Genomic DNA, 25,604 nt, shown 5'->3' on the forward strand with positions numbered 1-25,604 from the left:
CCCTGTTGCGGCAACACGCCGCACCCTCACCGGACCAACGGCTCACCGCCCTCGACCAAACGACCCAACCCAGCGACCCACGGCCAAAACCACCAGCGACGACGCAAACCGGTACATCAAAACCGGAGGACCGGAGCCACGACCCTGTTGCGGCAACACGCCGCACCCTCACCGGACCAACGGCTCACCGCCCTCGACCAAACGACCCAACCCAGCGACCCACGGCCAAAACCACCAGAAGCGACACGAACCGGTACATCACAAAACCGGAGGATCGGGCCATGACCCTGTTGCGGCAACGCGCCGCACTGTCATTGGACGAACGGCTCGCCGCCCTCGACGAGGCGGCCGAACTCGCGTACGGGCGACTGGATCCGGGGGTGGTGGCGGCGGCGCGTGAGGTGGTGACGCGGGCCGGTGCGCGGCGGGGGCTGTCACTCGACCACACCGTGGTGGCGTTGGCGGGGGCCACCGGGAGTGGGAAGTCGTCGCTGTTCAATGCGCTGGCCGGGGACGAGGTGGCCGCGGTCGGGGTGACCCGTCCCACCACGGACAAGGCGCAGGCCGCGTTGTGGGACCCGGAGGGGGCCGCGCCGCTGCTCGACTGGCTACGGGTGCCCCGCCGCCATGTGGTGGCGGCCTCGTCGCCTGACGGCACGGCGGTTTCGGGGGCGGAGCAGGGGCCGTCGGGGCTGATCCTGCTCGATCTGCCGGATCACGACTCGATCGAGGCGTCCCACCGGCTTGAGGTGAACCGGCTTGTCGGCTTGGTGGACCTGCTGGTGTGGGTGCTCGACCCGCAGAAGTACGCCGACGCCGCCGTACACGAACGCTACCTGCGCCCGCTCGCCCGCCACCAGGACGTCACGGTCGTGGTGCTCAACCAGATCGACCGGCTGCCCGCCTCGGCCATCGACCCCTGCGTTTCCGACCTCCGGCGGCGGCTCGCCGAGGACGGGCTCGACGGCGTGCGTCTCGTCGCCGCCTCCGCCCGGACCGGCGCCGGGCTCCCCGACCTGCGCTGGATGCTCGCCGCATCGGTGTCCCGGCGGCGCGCCTGGGCCGACCGTCTCGCCGCCGACGCGGCCATGACCGCCGGAGCTCTGGCCTGCGAGTCAGGGCCGCCAGAGGCCGGCGCGACCCTGACCAGGGGCGCACCCGATCGCGAGCCGGGACCGCGCTCACAGGACGCGACTCCGCCCGCCCAGTGGTGGCAACTCGCCGCCGCCGAGGACCGGCGCGGGCCACGCCGCAAGGATCGGCGCGGCCTCCGGCCGAACCGTGCGCCCGCCGTCGATGCGCTGGCCGCACCGCTCACCTCCGCCCTGTCGGAGGCCGCCGGGGTCCCCCTGGTCGTCGAGGCCGTCGCCAAGGCCCACCGGTACCGCTCCGTCGTCGCCACCGGCTGGCCCATCACCCGCTGGCTTCGCCGCCTCCGCCCCGACCCTCTGCGCCGCCTCCGGCTGACCACCGGCCCGGGAGACCCTCGGCTCGCCTCGTCCGCCCCCTACATCGGCCTCGGTACGCCACCGCACGATGTCCACGCGCCGGGCGATTCCGGACAAACACGTGCCACCCGGTCCGGAAACGCCGTCGACTCCGGGGGTGAGGACCGTCCTCGCGGCGGCCTCGCGCCGACCGGCGGCGGAGCCGGTGACGTGTCCGGGGCCGAAGGCGTGCCGCAGAGCAGACGAGAGATGTGGGTCGGCGCACGTTCCGCACCCGGCCGTGATGTCGAGCGAAGTTCGACGGCAGGACGGCCCGGTACGTCCAAGCACCCCGCCGGGCTGAGGCCCGGGTCGGGGCATGTGGTCGACCGGACCTCGCTGCCGGGGGCGTCGGCCGTCCAGCGGTCGAGGGTGGAGACGGCCATCCGCGACGTGGCGCAGGAGGCGTCGCAGGGCCTGCCTGTGCCGTGGGCTGCGGCCGTACGGCGGGCTGCGGTGTCGCGGATGGCCGAGATTCCGGACGCGCTGGACCGAGCCGTGGCGACGACGTGGGGTGACGCACGGGCTCCACGCTGGTGGCGGGTGGTGGGAGCCTGGCAGTGGCTACTGCTGGCGGTTGCGGCGGCGGGCCTGCTGTGGCTGCTCGCGCTGGTCGGGCTCGACTATCTGCGGCTGCCCGAGCCACCGGTGCCGACCCTGGGAGAGCTGCCTTGGCCCACGGTCCTGTTCCTGGGCGGTGTTCTGGCGGGGCTCCTGACGGCCTCGCTGACCCGGCTGGCGGCCTGGGCGGGAGGCCGCCGCCGCGCCCGCCGTACGGCACGCCGGTTGCAGACGAGCATGGACCGGGTCGGCCGCGACCTGATCCTCGCGCCGGTCGCAGCCGAACTCGACCGTCACCGCCGCTTCACCCAATGCGTCGACATCTCCAGGGCAGGCTGATCCAGGCCAATTTTCCGTGGCCACACCTGACAACGACCAGCCCGCCACGTTACGCTGCCACCAGCCAGCGGAAGGCCATTGTGGATCATCACTTTGCAGCAAACCCCCGGGGTTTTCAGCACTACCGGAGGTTCACTGCAAAACCGGCCCCAGAACCCACAACCAAATCGCCGCCCACCTGCGGCTTTACCCTCGGGTCCTCATCGCCCCTACGAGGGGTCGCAACAGGACGACGGAGAGGAGGATGCCTTCGGCTTCGGCTGTCCTCATTGCCCCTACGAAGGGTCGCAACACGCCGAGGTGCAGCAGTACGGGCCCGACATCATCGGTCCTCATCGCCCCTACGAGGGGTCGCAGCAGCTTCCCACCGTCCCGTCCCAACGTGATCTCCAATGTGCAGGCGACGTCTGCGGCCTCGCAGCTCAATCGCAGAGTCGCCAAGATCTCGCTGTCGCCTGCCATCTCGGCTACCACCTGACCGCCTCCGCATCCCCGCCGTCCGGCCGAGCACCGTCGGCACCACTCGATGGCGCGAACGCAAGGCGTCGGACCGGCGACGGATCAAGATCGGCAGAGCGTTCGGCGAAGAGTGGTGAATCAGTGTTGTGTCGGTCTCGACCTGCGTTTATTCGATTGACCAGGAGTGTGTGGCGGGGCAGCGTGGGCGGATGCTGATTCGACGGGAGACGTCTGCCGATGTCGACGCCATTCGGGCTGTGCACGCTGCCGCGTTCGCCTCGTTTGCTCCGCCGGGCGGTACGCCGGTGGAGGTCGGGCTCGTTGACGCGTTGCGCGCCGACGAGGGGTGGCTGCCGCGGCTTTCCCTTGTGGCCGAGGACGCGGGCGGTCGGGTCGTTGGGCATGTGGTGTGCACGCGGGGGCGGGTGGGCGACTTTCCCGCGTTGGGGCTCGGTCCGCTTGGTGTGCTGCCCGACCTGCAGCGGCGGGGTGTGGGGCACGCTCTCATGCATGCCGTGCTCGGGGCTGCGGATGCCCTTGACGAGGCGGTGGTGGTGCTGCTGGGGCACCCGGACTACTATCCGCGGTTTGGCTTTCGGCCCGCTGCCGAGTACGGCATTACCCCGCGGGTTCCGGACTGGGCGCCGCATTTTCAGGCTCGGACGCTGAGCTCGTACGACCCCGCGATGCGCGGCCCGTTCAGTTACGCCAAGCCGTTCGACGATCTGTGAGGCGCTCGGCCGGATGAACGGGGTCGGGCCGGACGGCTCGTACAGCCCGCTTAAGCCAAAGGATTCTGTCCGGCCGTGAGGCGCTCGGCCATTTGCCGGACCAGGCCGAGCGTGTGGTCGTACAACTGGCCGCCGAACGTGACTCGGGCGATGCCCAGTTCGGCCAGTTCGGCGAGTGACGGGCCGTTCGGCAGGAACATCGCGTTCACTGGGCCGGGGATGCGTTCGGTCAGTTCGCCGAGTACGGCGGTGGGGGCGAGGATCGGGTAGACGCAGTCGGCTCCAGCCGCCAGGTAGGCCTCGGCTCGGGTGATTGCGTCCTGGAGGAGTTCCTCGACCGGTCCCTTGCCGCGCAGGAAGCTGTCCACGCGGGCGTTGATCACCAGGTGGGGGTCGGCAGCCCGTACGGCGGCCAGCCACTCGGCCTGTTCCTCGATGGCGACCAGGGTGCCTTGTGGGTGGGCGGTGTCCTCAAGGTTGCAGCCTGCCGCGCCGGTTTCCGCCAGGCGCTCGGCGAGCTCGGCGGGGGTCAGGCCGTACCCGGCCTCGGCGTCCACCGTCACCGGTACGCCGACCGAGCGGATGATGCGCGCCGCAGCGGCGAACATCTCCGTGGCGGGGGCGAGCTGGCGGTCGGCGTAGCCGAGGGAGTCGGCGATGCCGCTGCTTGGTGTGGCCAGCGCGGGGAAGCCCGCCTGTTCGAAGATCTTCGCCGTCTGGGCGTCCCACACGTTCGGGAGCACGAGTACATCGGCTCGGTGGTGCAGGTCGCGCAGCAGTCCGGCGCGAGCGCGGCGGGCGTCGTCCGACTGGGTCATGGACCGAAAGTAGCGGGCGAGTGGCCATAGCCCCATGACCACTCGCTCGCGTTTCGCGGAGTCCACTTCTCCGTCATCGCCTGTCGCCCCTCGGCCTCACCGACCCGGACTTATCGGGATCGTCGCAGGTCATGGCCTGTCACGCGGTGCCGCTCGTATCGCCTCGCCGGCTGACCGGCGCTCGTCCGCGCACGATGGCGTACGCCCCTCCGGCGCGGGCGGACGCCTTGACGCGGCGAGTGGCCTGCGGGTGAGCATTCGTGTCGCGACGTGAGAGAATTCGGAGCACGGTGTCGTCCGAAAAGAGGAGGGTGGCGATGGCTGACGCCACAGCAGAACCGGAGGTTCCCGATGACGCCACGACGCAGCACGATCAGGTCGAGGCCGCGGAGTCTCCCGAGGACGCGCTGAAGCGGAAGTTCCGCGAGGCCTTGGAGCGTAAGCGGCGCGGGCAGGCCGAGGCGGCCGGTGCCGGAGGCGGGAAGAACGGTTCGAAGATTCGCGGTACGCACGGCCCGGCTTCGGGCAGGCGCTCGTTCCGTCGTAAGAGCGGCTGACCCGCGGGCCTCGTCCCAGTGCCGGGACGGGGTCGGCGGATCCGGCCGTCATCCCTTGTTCGTCCCCCGTCGCCCTCGCCGTCCCCCGAATCCACGCGCTGGACGCCGGGGGTCATGCCACCCGGGCGATCGTCGCTTTCGGGGGGATCACCACTCTTCGGGGGGCAGTTCGATGCCGTCGACGCGGTCGTAGATCACGATCTCGTCGGCCAGCCTGATCACCAATACCCTGCGGGCGAGGCCCGCTTTCTCCAGCGCACGCGCGGACTCCACGGCGTACTTCGCGTAGTGGTAGCGGTCCCTGGTGGGCCCGTAGGAGTCGGCCCGCTCGCACACCACCTCGTAGCGGTCCGACGGCCAGACGGGAGGCAGACCATCCCCCACCCGTCGTTCCGTGAGCATCGTCATCGTCTCCAACCCCCGGCCAAAGCCCTTGTACTAAGCCCATTGATAGTACAAAGCCATATAAGCGCGGTTTACCTGGACCGGACTCCAGCCACATTGGTCGTCGGCGAGGGCCGTCAATTCGTCATTCCCAGGGCTCCCTTCGGGGACGGCGCAGCAACGCGGCGATGCCGGTCAATCCGGCCGCGACGGCGAGCGACGCGGTGCCGCCGAGGACGAGAGGATCGATGTTCCTGACACCGAGCCAGCCGCCTCCGCCGGGCGTGGCGTCGTCGTCCTCCCGGGCGGCGGCCACGGTGCGTACGTTGGGCGAGGAGGTCTGGGCGGGCCGGGGAGCGCGGAAGATGACGTCGGAGCAGGAGTAGTAGGTGTCCGGCGTGTCGGAGTTCTGCCAGATTGTGTAGATCAGGTGGCGTCCGGTCCTCCCCTTCGGCAGTCTGCCCTTCATGATGTAGGAGCCGTCGCGCAGCACCGGGTCGGTGACCTTGAGGAAGGGCTTCGCCTCCAGGTCAGACCATCTCAACGGTTTCGCGGGGTCGTAGCCGGGCTTGGTGACGTACATCCTGAAGGTTCCCTTGTGCGGGATCGTCCCCCGGTACTTGAAGGTGTACCGGGCCCCGGCCGTCAGTTTGGTCGCGGGCCAGTCGGCGCGTGCCAGGTCCAGCCCCCGATAGGCGGGCAGGCCCGCGCTGCACAGCCGCCCGTCCGGGATCACCTGCCGGTCCCTGCCCCGCACCCCGGCCAGGCGCAGGTTGTCCCACGCGGCGCGCACGCCTGCGGCCCGGCAGGCCCGGGAGCGCGCCTTCGCCCCGCCTTCCGGCCCGCAGGCCGCCGCCCTGCTGATCGGGTTCGTGGGCGCGCCGTGCGCCTCGGCGGGTGCGGCGCCCGCCATGGTCAGCGTCAGCGTGGTCGCGCCGGCGGCCAGCGCCGCCGCGATCGTCCGGGTCACCGTGCGGGTCACCGTGCGGGTTCTCCTTCGTCCTGGGTCACCCTCGGGTACGGCCCGGCCCCGCCCACGGTTCACCGAAAAAATCAATCGCTGCGATCACACGCCTCCATCGCCGCGCCCTCCCCCGAGGACGCGGCGCCCGCGCGGCGGCCGATCAGGCGTGACGCTCCCGGAGCAGGTGCTTGAGGATCTTGCCGGAGCCGTTGCGGGGAAGCGGCTCGACGAACTCCAGATACTTGGGAATCTTGTAGCGGGCGATGCGCCCGTCGAAGTACGCCAGGAGCGTCTCGGCGTCGACGGAGGCCCCGGGGCGCGGCACGACCAGCGCCTTGCCCACCTCACCCCACTTCTCGTCGGGTACGCCGATGACGGCGCACTCGGCCACCGCCGGGTGACCGTACAGGACCTCTTCGACCTCGGCCGGGTAGATGTTCTCGCCGCCGGAAATGATCATGTCCTTGAGGCGGTCGGCGATCCGGGCGTACCCCTCCTCGTCCAGCACCGCGATGTCCCCGGAGTGGAACCAGCCGTCGCGCATCGCCTCGGCGGTCGCCTCGGGCCGCCGCCAGTAGCCGAGCATCACGTTCGGCCCCTGCACGATCACCTCGCCCGGCTCTCCGGGAGCGGCGTCCGCGCCGTCGGAGGTGACCACGCGCACGTCGGTGAAGAAGGACGCGACGCCCGCCGTGCCCGCCTTGCGCACCGAGTCCTCCGCGCCGAGGAACAGCGCGCCCGGCGAGGTCTCGGTCATGCCGTACCCCTGCAGGAAGGTCAGCCCGCGCTCCTGGTAACGCTTGATCAGCGGCTCCGGCACGGGCGCGCCGCCGCACAGCAGGTTGCGCAGGCTGGACAGGTCGGCGGTCTCCCAGCGGGGCGACTGGGCGAAGAAGTTGAACATCGCCGGGACGCCGAACATGATCGTGACGCCCTCGGACTCGATGAGGTCGTAGGTCCGGTCCACGTCGAACGACGACTCCAGGATCGCCCGGCCGCCCTTAAGCACGGTGGGCAGCAGGGTCTGCGCGAGCGCGGCGATGTGGAACAGCGGGGCGCTGATCAGGGTGACCTCGCGGCCGGTGAGATCGACGTCGATCAGCAGGTTGTAGGAGTTCCAGGTCAGGTTGCCGTGGCTGAGCATCGCGCCCTTCGGATGCCCGGTGGTGCCCGACGTGTACATGATCAGGCAGAGCTGGTCGAGGGTGACCTCCTCGTCGATCGGGTCCGGTAAGCCCGATGCGACGAGCTTCTCGTAATCCCCTCCCGCGCCTGCGTCCCCGCCGTCGCCCCCGTCGCCGTCCTTGTCGTCGAGGATGAGGCGGGGGACCGGCAGCTCCTTGGCCAGGTGGCGGTGCGAGGCTCCGCAGATCAGGATCTCGGCGCCGCAGTCGTCGAGGATGTAGCGCAGTTCGGGGGCGGCCAGGCGGATGTTCAGCGGCACGAACACCGCGCCGAGCAGGCCGGTCGCGAACAGGGTCTCGACGTACGAGGGGTGGTTGACGCCGAGGTAGGCGATCCGGTCGCCGGGCCGTACGCCGAGTCCGCGCAGGGCGGAGGCGAGCCGGTTGACGCGCTCGTCCAGCTCCGCGTAGGTGATGTGCCGGCCCGCGTGGGTCAGCGCCACCTTGCCCGGCGTCATCCGGGCGCGCCGGCGCGGCCACGACCCCAACCCCTGATTGCGCATCGCCCACTCCTTCCGTTTTGCGCGCTGCGGTCCTGATCGAACATCGCCTTCGGCGACCGATTTTTCCGGTCTTGGGGACTGCTTACCTTAAGCGATGTCGTGGCGTCCATAACCCTTCCGTCTGGCCCGCTACCTGGGAGGATCGGCGTCGGGAATGGTGTCGAGAAGGTTCGCGGCGACCGACGCGGCCTCCGGGCGGAACCGCTCGTACAGGTCGTGGCACACCCGCTGGGCACGGTCGGCCGGCCAGTCCGGCGGCAGATAGCGCAGCGGCAGGCGCGGATCGGCGCGGATGATCTGCAGCCACTCGGTGAGCATGACCAGCGAGCGGGCCAGGTGGTCGGCCGCCTCCGGCATCGGGTCGGGCCGGTCCCAGCGGTCGAGGAAGGCGCGGTAGCGGGCCTCAAGACCGGCCAGGTCGTAGGCGTCCTGCACGAGGCGGCGCATGTCGGTGGGTTCGAGCGGCTCGGCGGCGAACACCTTGACGTTCGCCTGCGGGCCGAGATCGTGCACGATCTCGCTCACGTCCACCTCGGACGGGGCGATCCACAGGCCGTTCTGCAGCGGGCCGAACCCCGCCCACACCAGGCGGGAACGCAGTTCGTGGCGCTCGCGCTGCCAGGACTCCGGCAGCGAGAACCCGATGAGCGTCCAGCGGTCGCGCTCGTCGGCGTTGACCGCGCCGGTGTGCCAGATGCGCTGCTCGCCGTCCTTGAGGATCTCCACGGAACGGCGGGTGAGGCCGAAGTACATGCGGCGGCCCTGCCGCTGGCGGCGCAGCAGCCCGCGGTTGACCATGCGCGTCAGCGTCGAGCGCGTGGCCTCCTCCGAGACGCCCACGCGGGCGAAGACCTCGATGAAGCTGCCGGAGAACACGCAGGTGTCGCCGCCGTAGACGTGGTTGCCGAGGAACGTGAACATCACCGACTGGGGCCGCAGCCCCGAACCCGACGCCTGAAGCTCTTGTGTCCGCACCGCCACGGCTTCCTCCTGTCGCGTTCGTGCATGATCCCACAAAGCTGGGCATTTCAGCGACCCCTGCAAGCAAACTGCCTACATTCGCCGCGTCGTCCACGCGTCGTCCGTCGCTGACGCCGAGCCGGTACGGCAGGCGGCGGCGACACCCCTCCCCCGATGTCCCCGGCGTACCGCGCGGTGGCCGCGGACGATCAGGGAACCCCGGATGCTGTCCATCCCGACCAGCGGTCCACGGCGATCGCGATGACGGGCCCGTCGGGCGGTCGCACGCGGTACTGGTCGTACCGCCGGACCAGCAGCAGGATCGCGGCCCGCCGCATGTCCTCGACCGACTCTCCCACGTCTCCCGGTCCCCCGTCCTCCCCCGCGTGTCCTCCCGGGCACTCCGTCGGGTCGCCGAGGATCCGCGCCCGGCCGTCGGCGCGCACCCACCACAGCCGATCCCAGTCCTCCTCGTAGTGGTCGGCCAGGACCGACACCCGGGGATTCTCCCGGATGTTGCGCAGCCGCCGCAGATCACGCGTGGTCTTGGGCTTGTGATCGACGGCGGTGTAGATCAGATCGCCGGCCACGGCGAACGTGATGGCGACCAGGTGCGGGCGACCCGACGCATCGGCGGTGGCCAGTCGCGCGACCCGGCAGCCGGAAAGGCGCGCCCGCGCCTGCGCGGCCTCCATCAGACCTCCAAGGGTCCACGGCGGGGGCGCTCCCCGTCCGTGCCGGTTCCCATGCCGACAAGCCTACGGGAACCTCAAATTGAAATGTACTTTTAAATAAGAGCTACTATCATTAGATGTCGAATGTTATGGAGGTGCCATGCCCGACTTCGCGATCACGACGGCGGAGGTGAGCAAACGGTTCGGTGCCGTGCTCGCCGTGGACGGCGTGAGCCTGAGCGTGCGGCGCGGCGAGATCTACGCCCTGCTCGGGCTGAACGGCGCGGGCAAGACCACGCTGATCCGCATGCTGCTCGGCATGATCCGGCCCACCGCCGGTTCTGCGCGCGTTCTGGGCGTCACCGTCGGCGACGACCGGTCGATCTGGTCGAAGGTCGGCTACCTGGTGGAGAGCCCGGCGGCCTATCCCGAGCTCACCGTGCGGGAGAACCTGGAGATCATCCGCCGCCTGCGCCGCCTGCCCGACCCCCGGGCCGTGGACGACGTGATGGAACGCCTGTCCCTGACGCCGCACGTCCGCGCCGGCACCCTGTCCATGGGCAACGCCCAGCGTCTCGCCCTGGCCAAGGCCCTCATCCACCGGCCGGACCTGCTCATCCTCGACGAGCCCGTCAACGGCCTCGATCCGGCCGGGGTGGTGGAGATCCGCACCATGCTGCTCGAACTGCGCGACCAGGGCGTGACCGTCTTCCTGTCCAGCCACATCCTCGCCGAGGTCGCGCGCCTCGCCACACGCATCGGCATCATCCACCGGGGGCGGTTACGCGAGGAGTTCGACGCCGCCGACCTCGACTCCCGCGTACGGCGCCGCCTCATGGTCGCCACCCGCGACAACGACAAGGCCCGGGCCATCCTCGCCGCCGAGGGATTCGAGACGATCGACCCCCTCGACCCGCCCCACCACCTCGACCCGGCCCTCGACCCGGCCCTCGCCCCCGCACACGACCGCCGCGAGGAACTGGCCCTGCCCGCCACCGTCCCGCCCGACCAGGTCGCCACCGTCCTCGTCCACGCCGGTTGCCCGCCGACCCGGCTCGCGACCGAGGAGGAGGACCTGGAGACCTACTTCCTGCGCGCCGTCGGAGCCCACCATGACGCCGCCTCCTGACCCCATGCCGACCCCGCGCGGCGCGGCGCAGGCCCCTCGCCTCCCGCGCCGATCCCGTGAACGTCCCGCCCCTCCGCCCGCCCGGCGGCGTCTGCTCGGAAGGTCCCTCATGACCGCTGAACTCTGGCCCGCCATCTGGGCCGAACTGCTCAAGGTACGGCGATCGAAGCTGAGCTGGATCAGCGTGCTCGCCTTCACGATCGCCCCCGCGGTCGGCGGCCTGTTCATGTTCGTCCTGCAGGACCCGAGCCGCGCCGCCTCATTCGGCCTGATCGCCGGAAAAGCGCAGTTCAGCGGGGCCACCGGGGACTGGCCGGGGCACTTCGCCCTGCTCGGCCAGATGGTCTCCATCGCCGGCCTGCTGGTGTTCGGGATGATCGTCATCTGGATGTTCGGCCGGGAGTTCAGCGACCGCACGGCCAAGGACCTGCTCGCCCTGCCCACGGCGCGCGAGTCGATCGTGCTGGCCAAGTTCGCCGTGGCGCTCGTCTGGTGCCTGCTGCTCACCGTGCAGCTCTGCGTGCTCGGTTTCGTCTTCGGCGCCGCGCTCGGCCTGTCCGGCTGGTCCGCCGCCGTCGCGATGTCCGGCTTCTCCAGGATCCTGGTGGCCGCGTTCCTCACCGTTCTGCTGGTCACGCCGTTCGGCTTCGCCGCCGGCCTGGGCCGCGGGTATCTCGCCGCGGTGGGGGTCATGTTCGCCACCCTCGCCCTCGCCCAGGTGATCGCCGCGCTCGGGCACGGGGCGTACTTCCCGTGGGCGGTTCCGGCGCTGCTCACCCAGATCGCGGCCGAGACCCAGGAGGCTCCCGGGGCCATCGGGTACGCGCTCGTCGTCGCCGTGGGCGTCGCCGGAGTGCTCGGCACCGCCTTCTGGTGGCGACGGGCGGACCACACCCGCTGAGGGCGTAACCGAACGTGCTCCTTGGACGCGTGGATATCGCCCTTGACGGGGCGGATCGTGGGATCCCGCCCGCATGGTGCGATACCGGCATCACGACGTGCGACGCGGCCCCGGTGCCGTAGCTTGGTCGCGTGTTGTTGGTCGCGGCGACGCCGCCTGACGTGATGGGACGCTGACCGTGCCGATGCCGGAATTTCTCGTCGGAATACGCGCCCGAGTGGGGAACGATTTGATCGTCCTGCCCTCGGTGGCCGCGTGCGTGTTCGACGAGCGGGGGCGGATACTCATGGCCCTGCACGCCGAGGCCGAGCCGCTGTGGGCGCCTCCGGGCGGCATCATCGAGCCGGACGAGGCCCCCGCCGACGCCGCCGCCCGCGAGGTGCGCGAGGAGGTCGGCCTCGACATCCAGGTCCACGGCCTCATCGGCGTGTACGGCGGGCCGAACTTCCGCAGCGTCTACCCCAACGGCGACCAGTGCGCGTACGTGATCACCGTCTACGGCTGCACCACCAGGAACACCGACGCCCACCCGGACGGCGTCGAGATCAGCGAGGTGCGCTGGGTCACCGAGCAGGAGGCCGCCCGCCTGTCCAAGCCGCGCTGGACCCCGGAGGTACTGCCCGACTCCTTCGCGTGGTGGCGCCAGGCCTTCGGCACGTTCTGAACGCCCGGCGTCACGGCTCCGGACCGGACCCCGCGCGGCGAATCGGGACGCTCAGGTGTCGGCGGGCAGGTCCCGCGCGAGCCGCACCCCGGCGATCACCCCGTCGGGCGCCTGCTCGCGGAACGCGCAGTGCATCGTGATCGCCTCCTGGTCGGCCTGCCAGTTGGTGTGCGCGCCGCGCTTGACGCCCGCCCGATCCTCGGGGTCCCACGCCTCGCCCTCCTCGGGGGCGTCGACGAAGTCGGGGTGCCAGGAGTCGGCCACCCACTCCCCGGCGTCGGACTGCAACTGCTCGATGCCCCACCGGTTCTCCACCGCCGTGGGCGTCTGGTCGAGCCGCACGCCGTGCGCCTTTTTGGGGTCGCGGCGGACCAGCGCGGACAGCCAGCTCTCCCGCCCGCCCTCACGCGCCATCCACTCCCACTCGGCCTCCGACAGCAGCCGCGCGCCGTCGAACAACTCCCGGAACATCCAGGTGTCCTTCGCCGGGACCATCACCGAGCCCTTGTAGTCCTCGTTGATGCCCGGTTTGAGCATCGCGGCCACGCTCCACGGCACATGCCGGATCGCGCACAGGAAGGGCCGTACGGTGACCCGGCGGACGGGCCGGGCCGCCGCCGCGTACCAGGCCACCATGGGGGCGGTGCGCATGATGTCGCCGCCGATGACGGTGACGGCGGACGCCTCCTCGTCGTCGGTCATCCCCATGAAGTACGAGCCTCCGGGGATGACGGCGAACAGCATCCGCGTCCGCAGATGGTGCACCACCGGAAGGCGCGCCTCGCCGCTCAACGATCCGTGGGCCTCCCACTCGGAGCCCAGCTTCCAGGCGATCTGATCCGCCAGGATGAAACGGTCCTCCTCGGCGAGCCCGGCGAGACGACTCACCTCGGTCAGCACATCATGTTCGACAATCATCCTCTGGACTCTAAACCGATGCTCCCGCCGTCAGCGACGTATCCATCGCAAAATGAACCCGGGATCATTCGTGATCAACCGCGCATGTTCGCGCGGGCGACCGCCATCGCGGCCTCCAGGGGCGTGACGCCCTCGCGGTCGGCGGTCTGCAGGATACGGGTGACCGAATCGCCGATGCGGCGCACCTCGGCCAGGGCCGCCTCGTGGTCGAGCCCCTCGACCTCGCGGGCCGGCACGTAGATCACGCCGCCCGCGCTCGCGACGAAGTCCGGGACCCACACGATGCCCCTCTCGGCCAGCAGGTCGGCCACGGACGGCTCGGTGAGCTGGTTGTTGGCCGGGCCGACCACGAGGGGGACCTCCAGCTTCGCGACCGACTCGGGGCTCAGCACCCCGCCGACCGCGGCCGGGACGAAGATGTCGGCGGGCGGCACGCCCTCCTCCACCCAGGTCGCGCCCAGCCTGTCGGCGAGGGCCCGCTTGCCCTCGTCCACGTCGCCGACGAGCAGCTGCGCGCCCTCGGCGGCGAGGCTCTCGGCGAGCGGGCCGCCGACCGAACCGAGCCCGATGATCACGATGCGCCGTCCCGCGAGCGTGTCGTCGCCGAACACGTGGCGGGCGGCCGCCTTGAGCGCGGCGTACACGCCGATCGCGGTCGGGCGGCTCGACGAGCCGGCGCCGCCGTGCTCCTCCGGGAGGCAGTACACGTGGTCGGTGATGCCCTTGATGATCACCATGTCCTCGGGCGTGGTGCCGACGTCGGGCGCGGTGCTGTAGGCGCCGCCCAGCTCCTCGATCAGGTCGGCGAGGTCCTCCAAGGCCGCCCGCCGGTCGAACTCCACCCCCTCGGGGGCCGCGATCACGCTCTTGCCCCCGCCGTACGGCCGGCCCACCGCGGCGAACTTGTACGTCATGGCCTCGGCGAGGCGCAGGGCATCCTCCAGGCCGTCCCGCCAGTCGGGGTAGCGGCGCATCCGGCAGCCGCCCGCGGCTCCGCGCTCCCCCGTGGAGTGAATCGCGACGATCACCGGCAGCCCGGACCGGGAGCCCTTCCGAACGACGACCCGCTCGTGCTCGAACATCGGCACCTCCACGTATTGTTCGGAAATACCCCTCAAAGGGTAATCAATGGCCCGATCATTGCACCTTCTTGGCGAACATTCGTCGGATACAGGACCTAAAGAATGACCATGGACGAACTTGATTCGGCGATCGTGGCCGAATTGCAGCGCGATGCCCGGCAGTCCAACCGGGAGATCGCCCGCAAGGTCGGCATCGCGCCCTCGACCTGCCTGGAGCGCATCCGCGCGCTGCGCAGGCGGAACGTGATCCGCGGCTACCACGCGGACGTGGACCCGCGCGCGCTCAACCGGGGCGTACAGGCGCTGATCGCCGCCCAGGTGCGCCCGCTCAGCCGGGACGTCATCGAGCGCTTCCTGGACTCGGTGAGCGCCCTGCCCGAGGTGTTGTCGACGTTCGTGCTCGCCGGCGGCGACGACTCCATCATCCACGTCGCGGTGCAGGACGTGGATCACCTGCATGCCTTCCTGATCGACCGGCTCGCCCGCCGCAAGGAGATCGTCAGCTTCCGCACCTCGGTGATCCTCTCCCAGTCGCACAAGACCGAGATCACGCCGCTCGACCCGCCGGTCCACCCGGGCGGACGGGTCAGGTGAGTTCACGGTGATCAGGGGTCCATGTGATCAGGGGGTCTACGTGAGCAGGACGGTTCACATGATCAGGTGGTCTACGCGAGCAGGGCGGTTCACGTGATCGGGTGGTCCACGTGATCAGGGGATCTACGTGAGCAGGGCGGTCCACGTTCACGTGAGCAGGGCGGTTCACGTGAGCAGGGCGGTTCACGTGAGCAGGGCCTGAACCAGTTCCCCCTGGTCGCCGATGCCGGGCACGACCCCGAGGGGGGCGCCGAGCACGAGGGCGGCGGCGCCCTGGGCCCAGCGGGAGTCCTCCCAGGCCCCCACCTCGACGGGAATGTGCCGGGTCGGCCGGGTCAGGTGGGCGGGGAAGCTCGCGTCGAAGCCGGGCCGCCAGCGGTCCCACTGGCGGGTGGCCTCGCCGAGGACGAGCACGGCGGCCGGGTCGAGGATGTTGACCAGGCCAGCGATGGCCCGGCCGAGCACCGCGCCGGCCTCGGCGTAGACGGTGGCGGGCTCCATCCGCAGGGTTCTGGCCCGCAGGCTCGCCGCGCCGACGACCGCCTCCAGGCAGCCGAGGTTCCCGCAGGTGCAGCGCGGGCCCTCCGCGACGGGCGTGTGGCCGAACTCGCCCGCCCCGCCGGTCGCGCCGCGCAGCAGAGCGCCGCCCGCGACGATGGCGAGCCCGACCCCGCGGCCGATCGTGACGACGATGAAGTCGTCGCGGCCCCGGCCTCTGCCGTACAGGCGCTCGGCGACGGCGAGGGCGTTGACGTCGTTCTCCACCAGGACGGGCAGGTCGAGCGCGGCCCGCAGGCGCGCCCCGGCGGGCATCGAGGTCCACGTGAGGGGCGGCGAGTCGACCACGCCGCTGCCGGGCCGGTCCACGACGCCGGGGACGCACACGCCCACGCCGAGCAGCCGGGAGCCGCGGGAGGCGAGCGCGGCGACGAGGGCGGCGACGGTGTCCAGGCAGTCGGGGGCGGTGGCGTCCAGGGGGATCTCCCGCTCCTGCAGCAGCGCCCCGTCGAGCCGTACCTCGACGCCGACGGCGCGGTCCAGCGCGATCTGCACCCCGATGGCGCGGGCGGGCGCTCCGGTGAGGCCGAGCAACTGCGCGGGGCGTCCGCCGCGCGAGGGCGTCCGCTCCAGTTCCTCGACCAGGCCCTCGTCGATCAGCCGCCGCGTCACCTGGGTCACCGTGGCCGGGCTGAGGCTCAGCCGCCGGGCCAGTTCGGTACGACTCAGCGGCCCCACCTGCCCCAGCGCCGCCAACACCATCGTCCGTGGCGGAGTGAGGATCCCCGACAAATCGCCCATTTCATCCTTTCTTCATGGCTAAATTCAGCGCCAAAGAAAGACCCCTCCTCATCGGTTTACCGGGCAAGGCAGACGAACCGGACTTCCCTTTGAGCCACCTTCCTGTATCCCGAACGCACAGGCCACGCCATGCCCGTATCCGGTGCACAATTGCCCGCATGTGGCTTGTCTGGCGAATGTGGGGCCATGTGATCGTCGCGGCGCTCGTGACGCTCCCGATCGCCGCCATCGCAGCACGTCAACTGGCCATTCGCCGCGAAAAGGCAGGTCAGCCGCATCCAATGCGAACCGCCTTGCTGGACCTGGGCATGGTCGTCGGCACGCTCCCCTGGCTCTGGATGATCCTTACGCCGTCGAATGGGACGAACGACATCAACCTCGTCCCCTTTCGCGACCTCGCCGCCGTGCTCGCGGCCGCGCCGCAGACCGTAGTCGTGCAGGTAGGAGGCAATCTGCTGGTGTTCGCGGCGCTCGGCGCGCTGCTGCCGATGCGCTCGCGCCGGATGGCCGGTGTGACCCCCGTCGCGCTGGTCGCGGCGGCCGGGTCGATCGCCGTGGAGACGCTCCAGCACGTCCTCCACCTGGGCCGGGTATCGTCGGTCGACGACGTCCTGCTCAACGTCGCGGGCGCCGCTCTGGCCGCACTCGTCACACGACGCTGGTGGGCCGACCGCATACCGGCCGGGGTCGTTTGAGGGTTTCGGACGGCGAAAATCCGCTAACCTCACCGCTGAGACACGATCCACACAAAAGAAGCATGGGACCAAGCCCGGTATCTGTGCGATCGTGGACCATGTGGGGCAAGTTCTCTGGAGACGCCAAACCCGGTTGGTGACAGAGGGTGATTAAACGTGACGGAATCCCCGGTACCTCACGAGCCCCCGATTTATCGGCGGATCGCGGACCAGTTGAGGAATCAGATCCTCAGCGGCGAGCTACGTGACGGTGACCGGCTACCGGGCGAGAACGCCATCATGGCGGAGTACGGCATCGCCCGCGCGACCGCCCGTCAGGCCCTCGCCGTGCTCATCAACGAAGGGCTGGCCGTACCCCGGCGCGGATCCGGGGTTTATGTCAGGTTATTTCGGCCAATTCGGCGACATGGTTCTCGGCGTCTCTCTCGCGAGCAGTGGTCGCAAGGACGCGCCATCTGGGACGCCGACACCCGCGGACGCGCCTACACCGTGGACGAGATCCGCATCGAGCGGGTCCCCGCCAGCGAGGCGATCAGCCGGCTGCTCGACTCCGACGACGTGTGGGTACGGCGCCGCCGCTACTCGATCGACAAACGGCCCGTCCAGCTCTCCTCCTCCCACTTTCCGGCCGACCTGGTCGAGGGCACGGCCATCACCGCGCCCGACACCGGCCCCGGCGGCGTCTACGCGCGGCTCGGCGAGCTCGGCTACAGCCCCGTGCACTTCACCGAGGAGGTACGGGCCCGCATGCCGGCTCCCGAGGAGGCGAGCCTGCTGAAGTTACCGGCGGGCACGCCGGTGATCGTCGTCTGCCGTACCGCGTACACGATGGGCGGCATGCCCGTCGAACTCAACGAGATGATCCTCGATTCGGCGTCGTACGTGCTCCAGTACGACTTCGACGCCTGACAACGCCCCCGCCCGAGGATTCCGGTCAGAGATTCAGTCACGGTTCGGTGAGGAATCGATGTAAAGCGAAAAGTCGGGCGATAGGGTGACCTGTCCTCTTGGATCATTGACGTCTCTAGAGATCTAACGCACCTTGAGGATCAGAGACCACGCACATATTGGGTGGGGTGAAGGGATGTCCTTTGACCGGCACCTCGCCGAGATCGCCCGGGAGTACCCGGACTGGACCATCTGGCGGAGCGACGCCGGCCGCTGGTGGGCCACCCGGCACCATCCCCTCACCGACGCCCAACGAGAGATCGGCTGCTCGATGACGATCGACGCCGACGACCCGCAAGGGTTGCGGGAGCAGTTAGAAGAACAGGAAGAACTCGCCCGTTCCATCGAGCCCGGCTGACCGCCCGGCGATCCGGGACGCCCTCAGCCCCGGCGTGCGGGGTGGACGGCCCGACCCTGCCTGACCGCCCGGCCGGGCGGTGGGAACGCGTGACGAGATCGACGCACCGGCTTTTCTATGGGGTCGATCATCAGGGTCAGGCCGGGCAGCAGGAGCAGGTCACACGGCAGGAGCAGGCGACCCAGCAAGAGCAGGCGAGAAGGTCGGCGCACCGGCACTCGCGGCAGGTCCGATCACCACGGTCAGGCCGGGCAGCAGGAGCAGATGACGCGGCGAGAGCGGGCGACGAGGTCGGCGCACCGGCACTCGCAGCAGAGCCAATCAGCACGGTCAGACCGGGCAGCAGGAGCAGGCAACCCAGCGAGAGCGGGCGACGAGGGCGACGCACCGGCTCTTTCAAGGGGGTCGATCATCACGGTCAGGGTGGGCGGCTTGCCTCATCATCCGGCGCCCCGTGCCCTGGACCGGTGGCCGGACAGGGCCGCGCGGTACAGGGCGGTGGAGGACGGCACGCCGCCCCGCAGACGCGGAGGCCTTCGACCCTATCGGGGGCGAAGGCCTCCGTCCGGATGTACGGCTAGGCCCTGGGCTGGTGCAACTCGTGGTCGTCGGCCCGGGGTGGGGTCTTGGCGCGGAACAGATCGACACCGGCGAGCTGGTCCGCGCCATGGTGGCCATCGGGCCGGTCGGTGTGATCGTCGTGGTCGGTGTGGTCGGTGTGAGCGGTGTGGTCGCCGAGGTGACCGGCGTGGCCGAGGTGGACTCCGTGGTCCTCGTGGTCCCCGTGGTCCCCGTGACCGTGCTGGTCTCCGTGGCTTCCGTGATCGGCGTGGTCCTGCTCGTAGTCCTGCTCGTCGGCCTGCTCGGACTCCGGCGCGTCCCGGCGCTCGTCGAGCTCGTCGCCGGACTCGCCGTCCCGCTCGTCGCTCTGGGCGTCGTCGTCGTACTCGTCGGCCTCGCCGTACCGGCCCTCGTCGCCGTACGGCCCGGCCTGCCGCGGCACCTCGGGCTCGACGTCGGCGTCGATCTGGGGCGGGGGAGGCAGGACGGACGCCTCGTCGATCAGCGGCCCGGCGGCCCGCTCCTTGTGCAGCAGATCGGTGAGGACGGTGCCGATCTCGTTGAGGCGGCGCATCACCTCGGTGTGGGTGTCGGTGAGGTACGACACGCGCCGCCCGGTGTGCTCGTCCAGCAGCGCGGCACGCTGCTGAGCCGAGGTGATCATGGCCTCCGCGCGGGCGGCGGCCTCCCGCACCGTCGTCTCGGCCTGCGCGTTGGCCGCGTTCACCGTCGCGTTGGCGCGGGCCTGCGCGTCGGCGAGCACGTGCTCGGCCTCGGCGTGGGCCTCGCGGCGCATCTCCTCGGCCTCGGCGCGGGCGGTCGCGATCGTCTCCTCGGCCTCGGCGCCGGCCTGGGCGAGCCGCCGCTCGGCCGCGTTCGTCGCCTCGGTCACCCGCCGCTCCGCCTCCGACTGGGCGGCGGTCATCATCGCCTGGGCCTGCTCCTGGGTGGTGGTGAGCAGCCGCTCGGCCTCCACCGAGGCCCGCTCGCGGACCTCGTTCGCCTCCTGCTCGGCGGCCTGGCGCTTGGCCGCGGCCTCCTCCTCGCCGAGCTTGAGGATGGTGCTGAGCCGCTGGCCGAGCTCGTCGTAGTCCTGCGGGGCCTCGCTGAGCCTGCGGCGCGCCTCGGCGAGCTCGATGCGGCTCTGCTCGGCCTGCTCGATGGTGCGCGCAAGCCGTTCCTCCAGATCGCGGATCTGGTTGCGCAGCCGGTTGATGTGCTCGTGGACCTGACGGCGGCTGTAGCCGCGCATGACGACTTCGAAGGACTCTTCGCTCATCAGGTCGGAGAAGTTGTCGTGGTGGTTGGTCATCGGATGCCCTGAGTTCGCATGGGGGTTCGCATGGGGGTCAGCCTTGGGTTTCGCATCGGGGTCGGCGGCACGTTGGACACGACTTTCCTGCTATCACCGCACGTGCGCAACCCAAACCGCCGTCGTGCCGGAACAAATCAGCGTGCCCCATCGCGGCCGTTGACCTTCCTGATGGGATGATGGAGATCATGAGCTACATAGCCGCGCTGGACGACGCCGAACCCGAGATCCACCCCGAGGCCTTCGTGGCCCCCGGTGCCATGATCATCGGGCGCGTACGGCTCGGCCGCGCAACCAGCGTATGGTACGGCTCGGTCCTGCGCGCGGACAGAGAGCGCATCGAGATCGCCGAGGAATGCAACATCCAGGACCTGTGCTGCCTGCACTCCGACCCCGGCGAGCCCGCCATCCTGGAGTCCCGGGTGAGCCTGGGCCACAAGGCGGTCGTGCACGGCGCGTACGTGGAGACCGGCGCGCTCATCGGCATCGGCGCGACCGTGCTCGGCGGGGCGAGGATCGGCGCCGGCTCGCTGGTCGCGGCGGGCGCGGTGGTGACACCGGGCGCCCGCATCCCGGCGGGCGTGCTCGTCGCCGGAGTCCCGGGCCGGGTACTTCGCGAACTCACCGACACCGACCGCGCGAGCTTCGCCAACACCCCCGACACCTACATGGCCGTCGCCGAACGGCACCGCAAGGCCAAGCGCATCGGCCCGTCCACCCGCCTGCTCTGACGTTCCCCGCGACGGGCCGGTCCTGGACGCCCACGCGCCGAAAGCACGCGTGCCGCGCAAGCCCCGGCCCGTCCACCCGCCTGCTCCGACGCTCCCCGCACAGGGACGGCACCTCGACGCCCACGCGCCGAAAGCACGCGTGGCACGCCGAGGCACTCAGCGGCGTCATGGTTCACCCGCCCCTCGGGCGCGCACCCTGCCGCCGATGTGCCCGATGGCCTGTCCCCAGCCCGGCCGCCTCTCCGCCGCGCGGCCGTACCCCGCAGGCGGCGGTCCAAGGGAAACATCCTGCGACCAAGGGTGCCGCGGCGCCGTACCCTCGCGGACGACGGGACCGCTGAGCAGGGACGATGGCGAGGAGCAGCCGGGAGACCCCGGGTGGCGACGATGGGCGCTTCTGTCTCGTGTCAGCCCACACAAGTACCATTTCGGGCGTGCACTGGGACGGCTTCACGGCGATGGAGGCCGACGTGCGGGGGATGGTGACCGACCCGCGCTGGGCCGAGCTTCCGCTGCCGGTGCGCGCCCAGGCGATGGCCGACCGGGTCCTGGTCACCCCGGAGGGGGCCTGCTGGGTGTTCGGCGCCCACGGCCGGTGGTACCGCTTCGACGCCGCCGAGGGCACCTGGCATCTGTCCGCGCCGCCGTCGCATCCCGAGGCACGCGCCGCCGCGCGCCCCGCGCGGCCCGCCCCCGGCGTCCCCCGGGTGCTGCTGCCGTCCGGGCCCGACTGCGTCGGCGACCGGGGCTCCACCCAGGCGTTCGTCGGCCCGGACGTACCGCATGAGATCGTCGACGGGGTGCGCGAGTTGCTCAGCACCCTGCGCGAGCTGCGGCAGGTCGACTTCCCGCTGGGCGACGGGCCGTTTCGGGAGCTTTTCGCCGAGGAGGTGGCGAGCACCGTCGCCGTCGTGTGGGGCACGATCATGTGGTGCGCGTACGCGCCCGCCTTTGACGGCAACGAGGCGCTGCTGTCGATGTTCGGCGAGTTCCTCGCCCGCCCGCTACCGGGGGACGACTGGGTGCGCTGGCTGCCCGGCGTCGGCCTCGCCGACCTCGCCGACCTGTACGGCGAGCGGATGAGCGCGGGCGCGGCGGTCGCCGGGCTGCGGCTGTCCGGCCTGATGGGCCAGACGGCCCGGGTGCTGCGCGCGGACGAGCGGTTCCGGCCGCGGGCCGAGGCGGTGCTCGCCATGGTCGCGCCCGAGCTGCCGTGGCCCCGCGAGGACGTATGGCGCACCTGGCTGGCCCGGGTGCCGCCGCGCCTGGCCGGGATGACGCTCGGCGAGCACTCCCCGGGCGAGCATTTCCGCCACACGCTGTACGACCTGGTGGAGGCGCTGACGTTCACGGCGGAGCGAGGGGCCGATCCGCGCTCGGTGGCGGTGGCGCTGCTCGCCGCGGACGTGGCGGCGGTGGCGCCGGGCGTGGTGGAGTCGCTGTATCCGTGGATGGACCCGCAGCAGCGGCACGCGTTCTACGTGGCGCTGGCCGATGAGCGCCATCCGCTGCGGGCGTGCTGGCCGCGGGATGGGGAACTGCCGGAGCCGCTGCGTCCGCCGGACCGGCACACGGGGGCGGCGCTGCTGGGCACCGCGTACGCCGCCGGGCTCGCCTGGTGCCGCCTGACGGGCACGCCGCTGCCTCCTCGCGGTTTCCCGGTCGCCTCGGCCGTCTCACGGCTGCTCGTGCACGAGCGGGACGATCCGGTCCCCGGAGCGGTGGCCGACGCCGCCGACGGGTACGCCGACGGCGGGACCCGCCGGGCGGGCGCTCGCACCACTGCGACGTGGCTTTACCACAACTGACCCACGAGCGTACTCAAATCACACGTAGATATTTCATCCTTACCTTTTCTATACCTTTCCTCAACCTTGGCCTAGCGCTAGAAACCCCGCCTTGACCAGGGAATTCATCGGATTGTGATCAATCAAAAGCGAAATGGCCTGACAGGGGCGAGGAGGAATGGCCCCTATGGGCCATGTCGCGAAAGGGGCACTCGGCCGTAACCTCGAAGAGGGTGTGGGCTGCGGAAGGAAGGACGACGCGGTGGGGCACGAAAACTTGGACTTGCGGGTCCATGACCGTGTCGCGTTGGACGAGATCGCGCTCTACGCGGAGGTGCTCAGCGCCGTCGCCATCAGCGAACGACGGCTGACCTTGGAAGAGCTCGACAACGCACTCGGGCTGCGGACTGCGGCAAGCTGCTGACGGCTTTGCCACGGGAGAAACGGTCCCGGACTCCGGTGGGAGTCCGGGACTAGTCATATCCGAGGCCGTTTCGCACAACGGACTAGACCTGAAGTAGTGGCCCCGCTCCCCCGGCATCGCCTCGCCCCGCGTCGCCTCGCCTGGCATCGTTTCCCGCCGCATCACCTCCCCCGGCATCGTTTGTCCGGCCTACCAGGCCCGGCGTCGATGGCATGACGCCGTCATCTGGCGATTCACATCAGGAGCGGACGAGGCGGGCGATCGCGGCCGAGGCCTCCTTGACCTTCGCCTCGGCCTCGGGACCGCCGTTCGCGATCGCATCGGCCACGCAGTGCCGTACGTGGTCTTCGAGCAGGCCAAGTGCCACCGCCTGAAGCGCGCGGGTGGCCGCGGACACCTGGGTGAGGATGTCGATGCAGTAGACGTCCTCATCCACCATTCGCTGCAGACCGCGGATCTGACCCTCTATACGCCGCAACCGGGTGAGATAGGCCTGTTTATCGGCACTGTAGCCATGCATAGCCCAACCGTACTCAAGCCCGCAGGTCGCCGAGAAGTTGTTCCCAGCGGGCCGCGACCGCCGGCGCGGCATAGGCCGAGGCCGTCTCCAGCGCCCCGGCGGCCAGCGCCTGCCGCCGCCGCTCGTCGTCGATGAGGGCGAGCAGCGCCGAGGCGTACGCCTCGATCTCGCCCTCCCCCTCCGGCACCAGCACCCCGTCGCGCCCGGAGGTGACGAACTCCCCCGGCCCCCGCGGACTGTCGAACCCCATCACCGGCACCCCGCAGCCCAGCGCCTCGATCACCGTCATGCCCGGCGTCTCGGCCCGCGAGGTCACCGCGACGATCGACGCCTTGGCGAACTCGCCGGGCAGATCCGGCGTGGTCCCCATGAAGAAGACGTGGTTGTGCAGACCCAACTGGCCCGCGAGGTTGCGCAGCCGCTTGTCCTCCGAGCCCCCGCCGTACAGCCGCAGCCGCCAGTCGGGGCGCTTGTCCGCCACGATGGCGAACGCCCGGATCAGCCGGTCGAACGCCTTGGCCGGCACCCACCGCCCCCCGGCGGACACGATGCGGTTGTCCAGCCGCGAGCGCGGCAGCGGGCCGACGGGCAGCGCGTCCGGGATGAGGTGCACCGGCGGCTGCTCGCCGAGGGTGCGCAGCCACTCGTCCCTGGTCGTCTCGGTCGAGGCCACCACCGCCGACAGGCGCGGATAGTGCCGCTTGATCGGCGCGGGCGTCGCCGGGCGGGACCACTCGCGGGCGACGCGCACCGCGTCCCTGGGCGCGTGCCGGGCGGCCTGCACGGCGAGCGACGGCCGCGTGGTGATCAGTACGTCGCAGCGCAGCCCGCGCAGCGCCCGCCACAGCTCCACCTCGGCGCGCATCTCGCCGCGCGGCAGCAGGTACCGCCGGCCGGGTCGCGAGTCGATCAGCCAGCGCACCCCGACCTTGCTCTTCAGCGGGAAGAACGGCTGCTCCCGGGTCCGCCGCACGCTGAGGATCTCGACCTCGTGCCGCGCGGACAGCGCCGTGGCGAGGTTCACCGTCGCCCGCACGTCACCCCGCATGTCGAAGATCGACGGCACCAGGAAGCAGATCTTCACCCGCCCACCTCAAGCCGCAACTCGTCGTCCACGGTGTAACAGGGCCGGATCGGCACCCCGTCCACGCTGGTCGCCGGGTAGTGCACCCGGCGCCGCCGCCCGTCCACGTCGTCGATGCGCGCCCCCAGCGCGAGCGGCTCGTCGATGCCGTCCACCCGCAGCCTCGGCTCCCACAGCCCCTCGGCGTCCGGCGCGGCGGCGATCACGTCGCACAGCGACAGCGCCGCGTGGAACCGCACCCCCTGCACGGTCGCCGCGGCCGTCACCGACGTTTCCGGATCCTCGGTACGGCGAAGCTCAAGGCTGGCCCGCCGCCGCTGGTCGTCGTCCTCGAACCCGGTGTACGCGAGCAGCCCGGTGACCTCGAACCGCCCCTCGCGGAACCAGACCGCGCGCACGTCCGCCACCGGCTCGGCTTCGCTGATCTTGATGGCCAGGTAGCCGGTACGCGTCCGATAGGCCCGATACGCGAGCGTGCGCTGGGTGAGCGCGTACTCGTCCAGCTTGTCCAGCGAGAACCCGGGGTCGATGCTCGGCACCCGGGTTCGTGGACCGTCCTGCTGCAGGTAGGCATCCCATCGCCCAGGACTGAGCGACAGCCGCCCCAGTGAGACCGCAACCTCCGCTTTCCCCGTGTCCGTCGCCCCCAATGACCCCAGCTCCACCCGGCGCTCGGCCCCCGTCCCCCGATGACGCAGGACGAGCTCGGTGCCGTCGGCCAGAGGCTCCTCGGTGGCCATGCGGAGCGAGAGAACGTCGGCCATGGTGACTTCGGCATCCGTGACGATCACGCGCATCGCCGCCCCCTCCCCGTCGAATGAGCCGCGACGTTGAGGTTACCGTGATTTTCCCGTTATGTGGAGGAAGCGATTCGCCGCAGCGCATGGCATTACCCCACACAGGTTGTTACCGAATCTTGTCAAGCGCGCCATGGCCGACCCTAACGCCCCCCGCCAACGCCTCCTCTGCTCGTGCC

At 70.7% G+C, this 25,604-nt stretch carries 26 protein-coding genes; 13 read left to right on the forward strand and 13 right to left on the reverse strand.

Annotation, left to right across the window (positions count from 1 at the left end):
- Positions 1 to 281 precede the first annotated feature (281 nt).
- Together AB0K60_RS18850 and AB0K60_RS18855 are read left to right on the forward strand one after the other, a co-directional pair.
- Positions 282 to 2,387, forward strand: coding sequence for a GTPase (locus tag AB0K60_RS18850; RefSeq protein WP_364056040.1), 2,106 nt, complete (start codon positions 282 to 284; stop codon positions 2,385 to 2,387).
- Between the two features lie 668 nt (positions 2,388 to 3,055).
- Entirely contained in the window at positions 3,056 to 3,577 is a 522-nt protein-coding gene (locus AB0K60_RS18855) for an N-acetyltransferase (RefSeq protein ID WP_364056043.1), read from the forward strand.
- Positions 3,578 to 3,627: 50 nt separating this feature from the next.
- Here the strand turns inward: AB0K60_RS18855 and AB0K60_RS18860 are convergent, their stop codons facing one another.
- Positions 3,628 to 4,395, reverse strand: a complete 768-nt coding sequence (locus AB0K60_RS18860) for an isocitrate lyase/phosphoenolpyruvate mutase family protein (RefSeq protein ID WP_364056046.1) — start codon at positions 4,393 to 4,395, stop codon at positions 3,628 to 3,630.
- Positions 4,396 to 4,712: 317 nt separating this feature from the next.
- Between AB0K60_RS18860 and AB0K60_RS18865 the strand changes: the two genes are divergently transcribed.
- On the forward strand, positions 4,713 to 4,952 hold the full coding sequence (locus AB0K60_RS18865) for a DUF5302 domain-containing protein (RefSeq protein WP_364056049.1): 240 nt from the start codon (positions 4,713 to 4,715) through the stop codon (positions 4,950 to 4,952).
- A gap of 147 nt (positions 4,953 to 5,099) precedes the next feature.
- Here the strand turns inward: AB0K60_RS18865 and AB0K60_RS18870 are convergent, their stop codons facing one another.
- The 5 genes from AB0K60_RS18870 to AB0K60_RS18890 form a co-directional block, all read right to left on the reverse strand.
- Positions 5,100 to 5,360, reverse strand: a complete 261-nt coding sequence (locus AB0K60_RS18870) for a hypothetical protein (RefSeq protein WP_364056052.1) — start codon at positions 5,358 to 5,360, stop codon at positions 5,100 to 5,102.
- Positions 5,361 to 5,481: 121 nt separating this feature from the next.
- Positions 5,482 to 6,318, reverse strand: coding sequence for a lytic polysaccharide monooxygenase (locus AB0K60_RS18875; RefSeq protein WP_364056055.1), 837 nt, complete (start codon positions 6,316 to 6,318; stop codon positions 5,482 to 5,484).
- A gap of 142 nt (positions 6,319 to 6,460) precedes the next feature.
- Complete coding sequence (locus AB0K60_RS18880) at positions 6,461 to 7,987, reverse strand: long-chain fatty acid--CoA ligase (protein WP_364056058.1); 1,527 nt, start codon at positions 7,985 to 7,987, stop codon at positions 6,461 to 6,463.
- Positions 7,988 to 8,116: 129 nt separating this feature from the next.
- On the reverse strand, positions 8,117 to 8,968 hold the full coding sequence (locus AB0K60_RS18885) for a PaaX family transcriptional regulator C-terminal domain-containing protein (protein ID WP_364056061.1): 852 nt from the start codon (positions 8,966 to 8,968) through the stop codon (positions 8,117 to 8,119).
- 188 nt (positions 8,969 to 9,156) lie between these two features.
- Positions 9,157 to 9,642 carry a TIGR03668 family PPOX class F420-dependent oxidoreductase gene (locus AB0K60_RS18890; RefSeq protein WP_364056064.1) on the reverse strand — a complete coding sequence of 162 codons (486 nt, stop codon included), beginning with the start codon at positions 9,640 to 9,642 and terminating at the stop codon, positions 9,157 to 9,159.
- A gap of 139 nt (positions 9,643 to 9,781) precedes the next feature.
- Here AB0K60_RS18890 and AB0K60_RS18895 point away from each other — a divergent pair, with 139 nt between their 5' ends.
- From AB0K60_RS18895 to AB0K60_RS18905, 3 genes are all read left to right on the forward strand, one after another.
- A complete protein-coding gene (locus AB0K60_RS18895; protein WP_364056067.1) occupies positions 9,782 to 10,750 on the forward strand; it encodes an ABC transporter ATP-binding protein in 969 nt (322 codons plus the stop codon).
- A 109-nt stretch (positions 10,751 to 10,859) separates the two neighbouring features.
- Positions 10,860 to 11,651 (forward strand): ABC transporter permease, encoded by a 792-nt coding sequence (locus AB0K60_RS18900; RefSeq protein ID WP_364056070.1) that lies wholly within the window; start codon positions 10,860 to 10,862, stop codon positions 11,649 to 11,651.
- A 217-nt stretch (positions 11,652 to 11,868) separates the two neighbouring features.
- Positions 11,869 to 12,315 (forward strand): NUDIX domain-containing protein, encoded by a 447-nt coding sequence (locus AB0K60_RS18905; RefSeq protein WP_364056073.1) that lies wholly within the window; start codon positions 11,869 to 11,871, stop codon positions 12,313 to 12,315.
- A 51-nt stretch (positions 12,316 to 12,366) separates the two neighbouring features.
- Here AB0K60_RS18905 and AB0K60_RS18910 read toward each other — a convergent pair whose 3' ends face one another.
- The gene (locus tag AB0K60_RS18910) at positions 12,367 to 13,233 is read right to left on the reverse strand and encodes a hypothetical protein (RefSeq protein WP_364056076.1); all 867 of its coding nucleotides are present in this window, start codon (positions 13,231 to 13,233) and stop codon (positions 12,367 to 12,369) included.
- A gap of 74 nt (positions 13,234 to 13,307) precedes the next feature.
- Positions 13,308 to 14,315, reverse strand: coding sequence for a Glu/Leu/Phe/Val dehydrogenase dimerization domain-containing protein (locus AB0K60_RS18915; RefSeq protein ID WP_364056079.1), 1,008 nt, complete (start codon positions 14,313 to 14,315; stop codon positions 13,308 to 13,310).
- Between the two features lie 108 nt (positions 14,316 to 14,423).
- Between AB0K60_RS18915 and AB0K60_RS18920 the strand changes: the two genes are divergently transcribed.
- Positions 14,424 to 14,909, forward strand: coding sequence for an Lrp/AsnC family transcriptional regulator (locus AB0K60_RS18920; protein ID WP_364056082.1), 486 nt, complete (start codon positions 14,424 to 14,426; stop codon positions 14,907 to 14,909).
- Positions 14,910 to 15,092: 183 nt separating this feature from the next.
- Here the strand turns inward: AB0K60_RS18920 and AB0K60_RS18925 are convergent, their stop codons facing one another.
- Entirely contained in the window at positions 15,093 to 16,208 is a 1,116-nt protein-coding gene (locus AB0K60_RS18925) for an ROK family transcriptional regulator (protein WP_364056085.1), read from the reverse strand.
- A 158-nt stretch (positions 16,209 to 16,366) separates the two neighbouring features.
- Between AB0K60_RS18925 and AB0K60_RS18930 the strand changes: the two genes are divergently transcribed.
- The 3 genes from AB0K60_RS18930 (at position 16,367) to AB0K60_RS18940 (ending at position 18,209) form a co-directional block, all read left to right on the forward strand.
- Positions 16,367 to 16,903, forward strand: a complete 537-nt coding sequence (locus tag AB0K60_RS18930; RefSeq protein ID WP_364056088.1) for a VanZ family protein — start codon at positions 16,367 to 16,369, stop codon at positions 16,901 to 16,903.
- Between the two features lie 156 nt (positions 16,904 to 17,059).
- On the forward strand, positions 17,060 to 17,812 hold the full coding sequence (locus AB0K60_RS18935) for a GntR family transcriptional regulator (RefSeq protein ID WP_364056091.1): 753 nt from the start codon (positions 17,060 to 17,062) through the stop codon (positions 17,810 to 17,812).
- Between the two features lie 175 nt (positions 17,813 to 17,987).
- Positions 17,988 to 18,209, forward strand: a complete 222-nt coding sequence (locus tag AB0K60_RS18940) for a hypothetical protein (RefSeq protein WP_364056094.1) — start codon at positions 17,988 to 17,990, stop codon at positions 18,207 to 18,209.
- 577 nt (positions 18,210 to 18,786) lie between these two features.
- On the opposite strand, the gene AB0K60_RS18945 is transcribed toward AB0K60_RS18940, so the two are convergent.
- On the reverse strand, positions 18,787 to 20,082 hold the full coding sequence (locus AB0K60_RS18945) for a hypothetical protein (RefSeq protein WP_364056097.1): 1,296 nt from the start codon (positions 20,080 to 20,082) through the stop codon (positions 18,787 to 18,789).
- A 188-nt stretch (positions 20,083 to 20,270) separates the two neighbouring features.
- Between AB0K60_RS18945 and AB0K60_RS18950 the strand changes: the two genes are divergently transcribed.
- The 3 genes from AB0K60_RS18950 to AB0K60_RS18960 all read left to right on the forward strand — a co-directional run bounded on the left by AB0K60_RS18950 (position 20,271) and on the right by AB0K60_RS18960 (position 23,024).
- Complete coding sequence (locus AB0K60_RS18950; RefSeq protein WP_364056100.1) at positions 20,271 to 20,813, forward strand: gamma carbonic anhydrase family protein; 543 nt, start codon at positions 20,271 to 20,273, stop codon at positions 20,811 to 20,813.
- 434 nt (positions 20,814 to 21,247) lie between these two features.
- The gene (locus AB0K60_RS18955) at positions 21,248 to 22,621 is read left to right on the forward strand and encodes a hypothetical protein (RefSeq protein WP_364056103.1); all 1,374 of its coding nucleotides are present in this window, start codon (positions 21,248 to 21,250) and stop codon (positions 22,619 to 22,621) included.
- 166 nt (positions 22,622 to 22,787) lie between these two features.
- Entirely contained in the window at positions 22,788 to 23,024 is a 237-nt protein-coding gene (locus tag AB0K60_RS18960) for a hypothetical protein (RefSeq protein ID WP_364056105.1), read from the forward strand.
- 238 nt (positions 23,025 to 23,262) lie between these two features.
- On the opposite strand, the gene AB0K60_RS18965 is transcribed toward AB0K60_RS18960, so the two are convergent.
- Genes AB0K60_RS18965 through AB0K60_RS18975 form a run of 3 tightly spaced genes read right to left on the reverse strand, consistent with a single transcriptional unit; the run spans position 23,263 to position 25,425 of the window.
- The gene (locus tag AB0K60_RS18965; RefSeq protein ID WP_364056108.1) at positions 23,263 to 23,544 is read right to left on the reverse strand and encodes a metal-sensitive transcriptional regulator; all 282 of its coding nucleotides are present in this window, start codon (positions 23,542 to 23,544) and stop codon (positions 23,263 to 23,265) included.
- Positions 23,545 to 23,557: 13 nt separating this feature from the next.
- A complete protein-coding gene (locus tag AB0K60_RS18970; RefSeq protein ID WP_364056111.1) occupies positions 23,558 to 24,628 on the reverse strand; it encodes a glycosyltransferase in 1,071 nt (356 codons plus the stop codon).
- Entirely contained in the window at positions 24,625 to 25,425 is an 801-nt protein-coding gene (locus AB0K60_RS18975) for a hypothetical protein (protein WP_364056114.1), read from the reverse strand. The genes AB0K60_RS18970 and AB0K60_RS18975 overlap by 4 nt, the downstream gene beginning before the upstream one ends.
- Between the last annotated feature and the right edge of the window lie 179 nt (positions 25,426 to 25,604).

The organism is Thermopolyspora sp. NPDC052614 (genome assembly GCF_040678635.1).
Classification (GTDB): domain Bacteria; phylum Actinomycetota; class Actinomycetes; order Streptosporangiales; family Streptosporangiaceae; genus Thermopolyspora.

Coding starts and splice junctions, on each gene's coding strand:
- AB0K60_RS18850 (WP_364056040.1), top strand. CDS start 282: ATGACCCTGTTGCGGCAACGCGCCGCACTGTCATTGGACGAACGGCTC.
- AB0K60_RS18855 (WP_364056043.1), top strand. CDS start 3,056: ATGCTGATTCGACGGGAGACGTCTGCCGATGTCGACGCCATTCGGGCT.
- AB0K60_RS18860 (WP_364056046.1), bottom strand. CDS start 4,395: ATGACCCAGTCGGACGACGCCCGCCGCGCTCGCGCCGGACTGCTGCGC.
- AB0K60_RS18865 (WP_364056049.1), top strand. CDS start 4,713: ATGGCTGACGCCACAGCAGAACCGGAGGTTCCCGATGACGCCACGACG.
- AB0K60_RS18870 (WP_364056052.1), bottom strand. CDS start 5,360: ATGACGATGCTCACGGAACGACGGGTGGGGGATGGTCTGCCTCCCGTC.
- AB0K60_RS18880 (WP_364056058.1), bottom strand. CDS start 7,987: ATGCGCAATCAGGGGTTGGGGTCGTGGCCGCGCCGGCGCGCCCGGATG.
- AB0K60_RS18890 (WP_364056064.1), bottom strand. CDS start 9,642: ATGGAGGCCGCGCAGGCGCGGGCGCGCCTTTCCGGCTGCCGGGTCGCG.
- AB0K60_RS18895 (WP_364056067.1), top strand. CDS start 9,782: ATGCCCGACTTCGCGATCACGACGGCGGAGGTGAGCAAACGGTTCGGT.
- AB0K60_RS18900 (WP_364056070.1), top strand. CDS start 10,860: ATGACCGCTGAACTCTGGCCCGCCATCTGGGCCGAACTGCTCAAGGTA.
- AB0K60_RS18910 (WP_364056076.1), bottom strand. CDS start 13,233: ATGATTGTCGAACATGATGTGCTGACCGAGGTGAGTCGTCTCGCCGGG.
- AB0K60_RS18915 (WP_364056079.1), bottom strand. CDS start 14,315: ATGTTCGAGCACGAGCGGGTCGTCGTTCGGAAGGGCTCCCGGTCCGGG.
- AB0K60_RS18920 (WP_364056082.1), top strand. CDS start 14,424: ATGGACGAACTTGATTCGGCGATCGTGGCCGAATTGCAGCGCGATGCC.
- AB0K60_RS18925 (WP_364056085.1), bottom strand. CDS start 16,208: ATGGGCGATTTGTCGGGGATCCTCACTCCGCCACGGACGATGGTGTTG.
- AB0K60_RS18930 (WP_364056088.1), top strand. CDS start 16,367: ATGTGGCTTGTCTGGCGAATGTGGGGCCATGTGATCGTCGCGGCGCTC.
- AB0K60_RS18940 (WP_364056094.1), top strand. CDS start 17,988: ATGTCCTTTGACCGGCACCTCGCCGAGATCGCCCGGGAGTACCCGGAC.
- AB0K60_RS18945 (WP_364056097.1), bottom strand. CDS start 20,082: ATGACCAACCACCACGACAACTTCTCCGACCTGATGAGCGAAGAGTCC.
- AB0K60_RS18950 (WP_364056100.1), top strand. CDS start 20,271: ATGAGCTACATAGCCGCGCTGGACGACGCCGAACCCGAGATCCACCCC.
- AB0K60_RS18960 (WP_364056105.1), top strand. CDS start 22,788: ATGGGCCATGTCGCGAAAGGGGCACTCGGCCGTAACCTCGAAGAGGGT.
- AB0K60_RS18965 (WP_364056108.1), bottom strand. CDS start 23,544: ATGCATGGCTACAGTGCCGATAAACAGGCCTATCTCACCCGGTTGCGG.
- AB0K60_RS18975 (WP_364056114.1), bottom strand. CDS start 25,425: ATGCGCGTGATCGTCACGGATGCCGAAGTCACCATGGCCGACGTTCTC.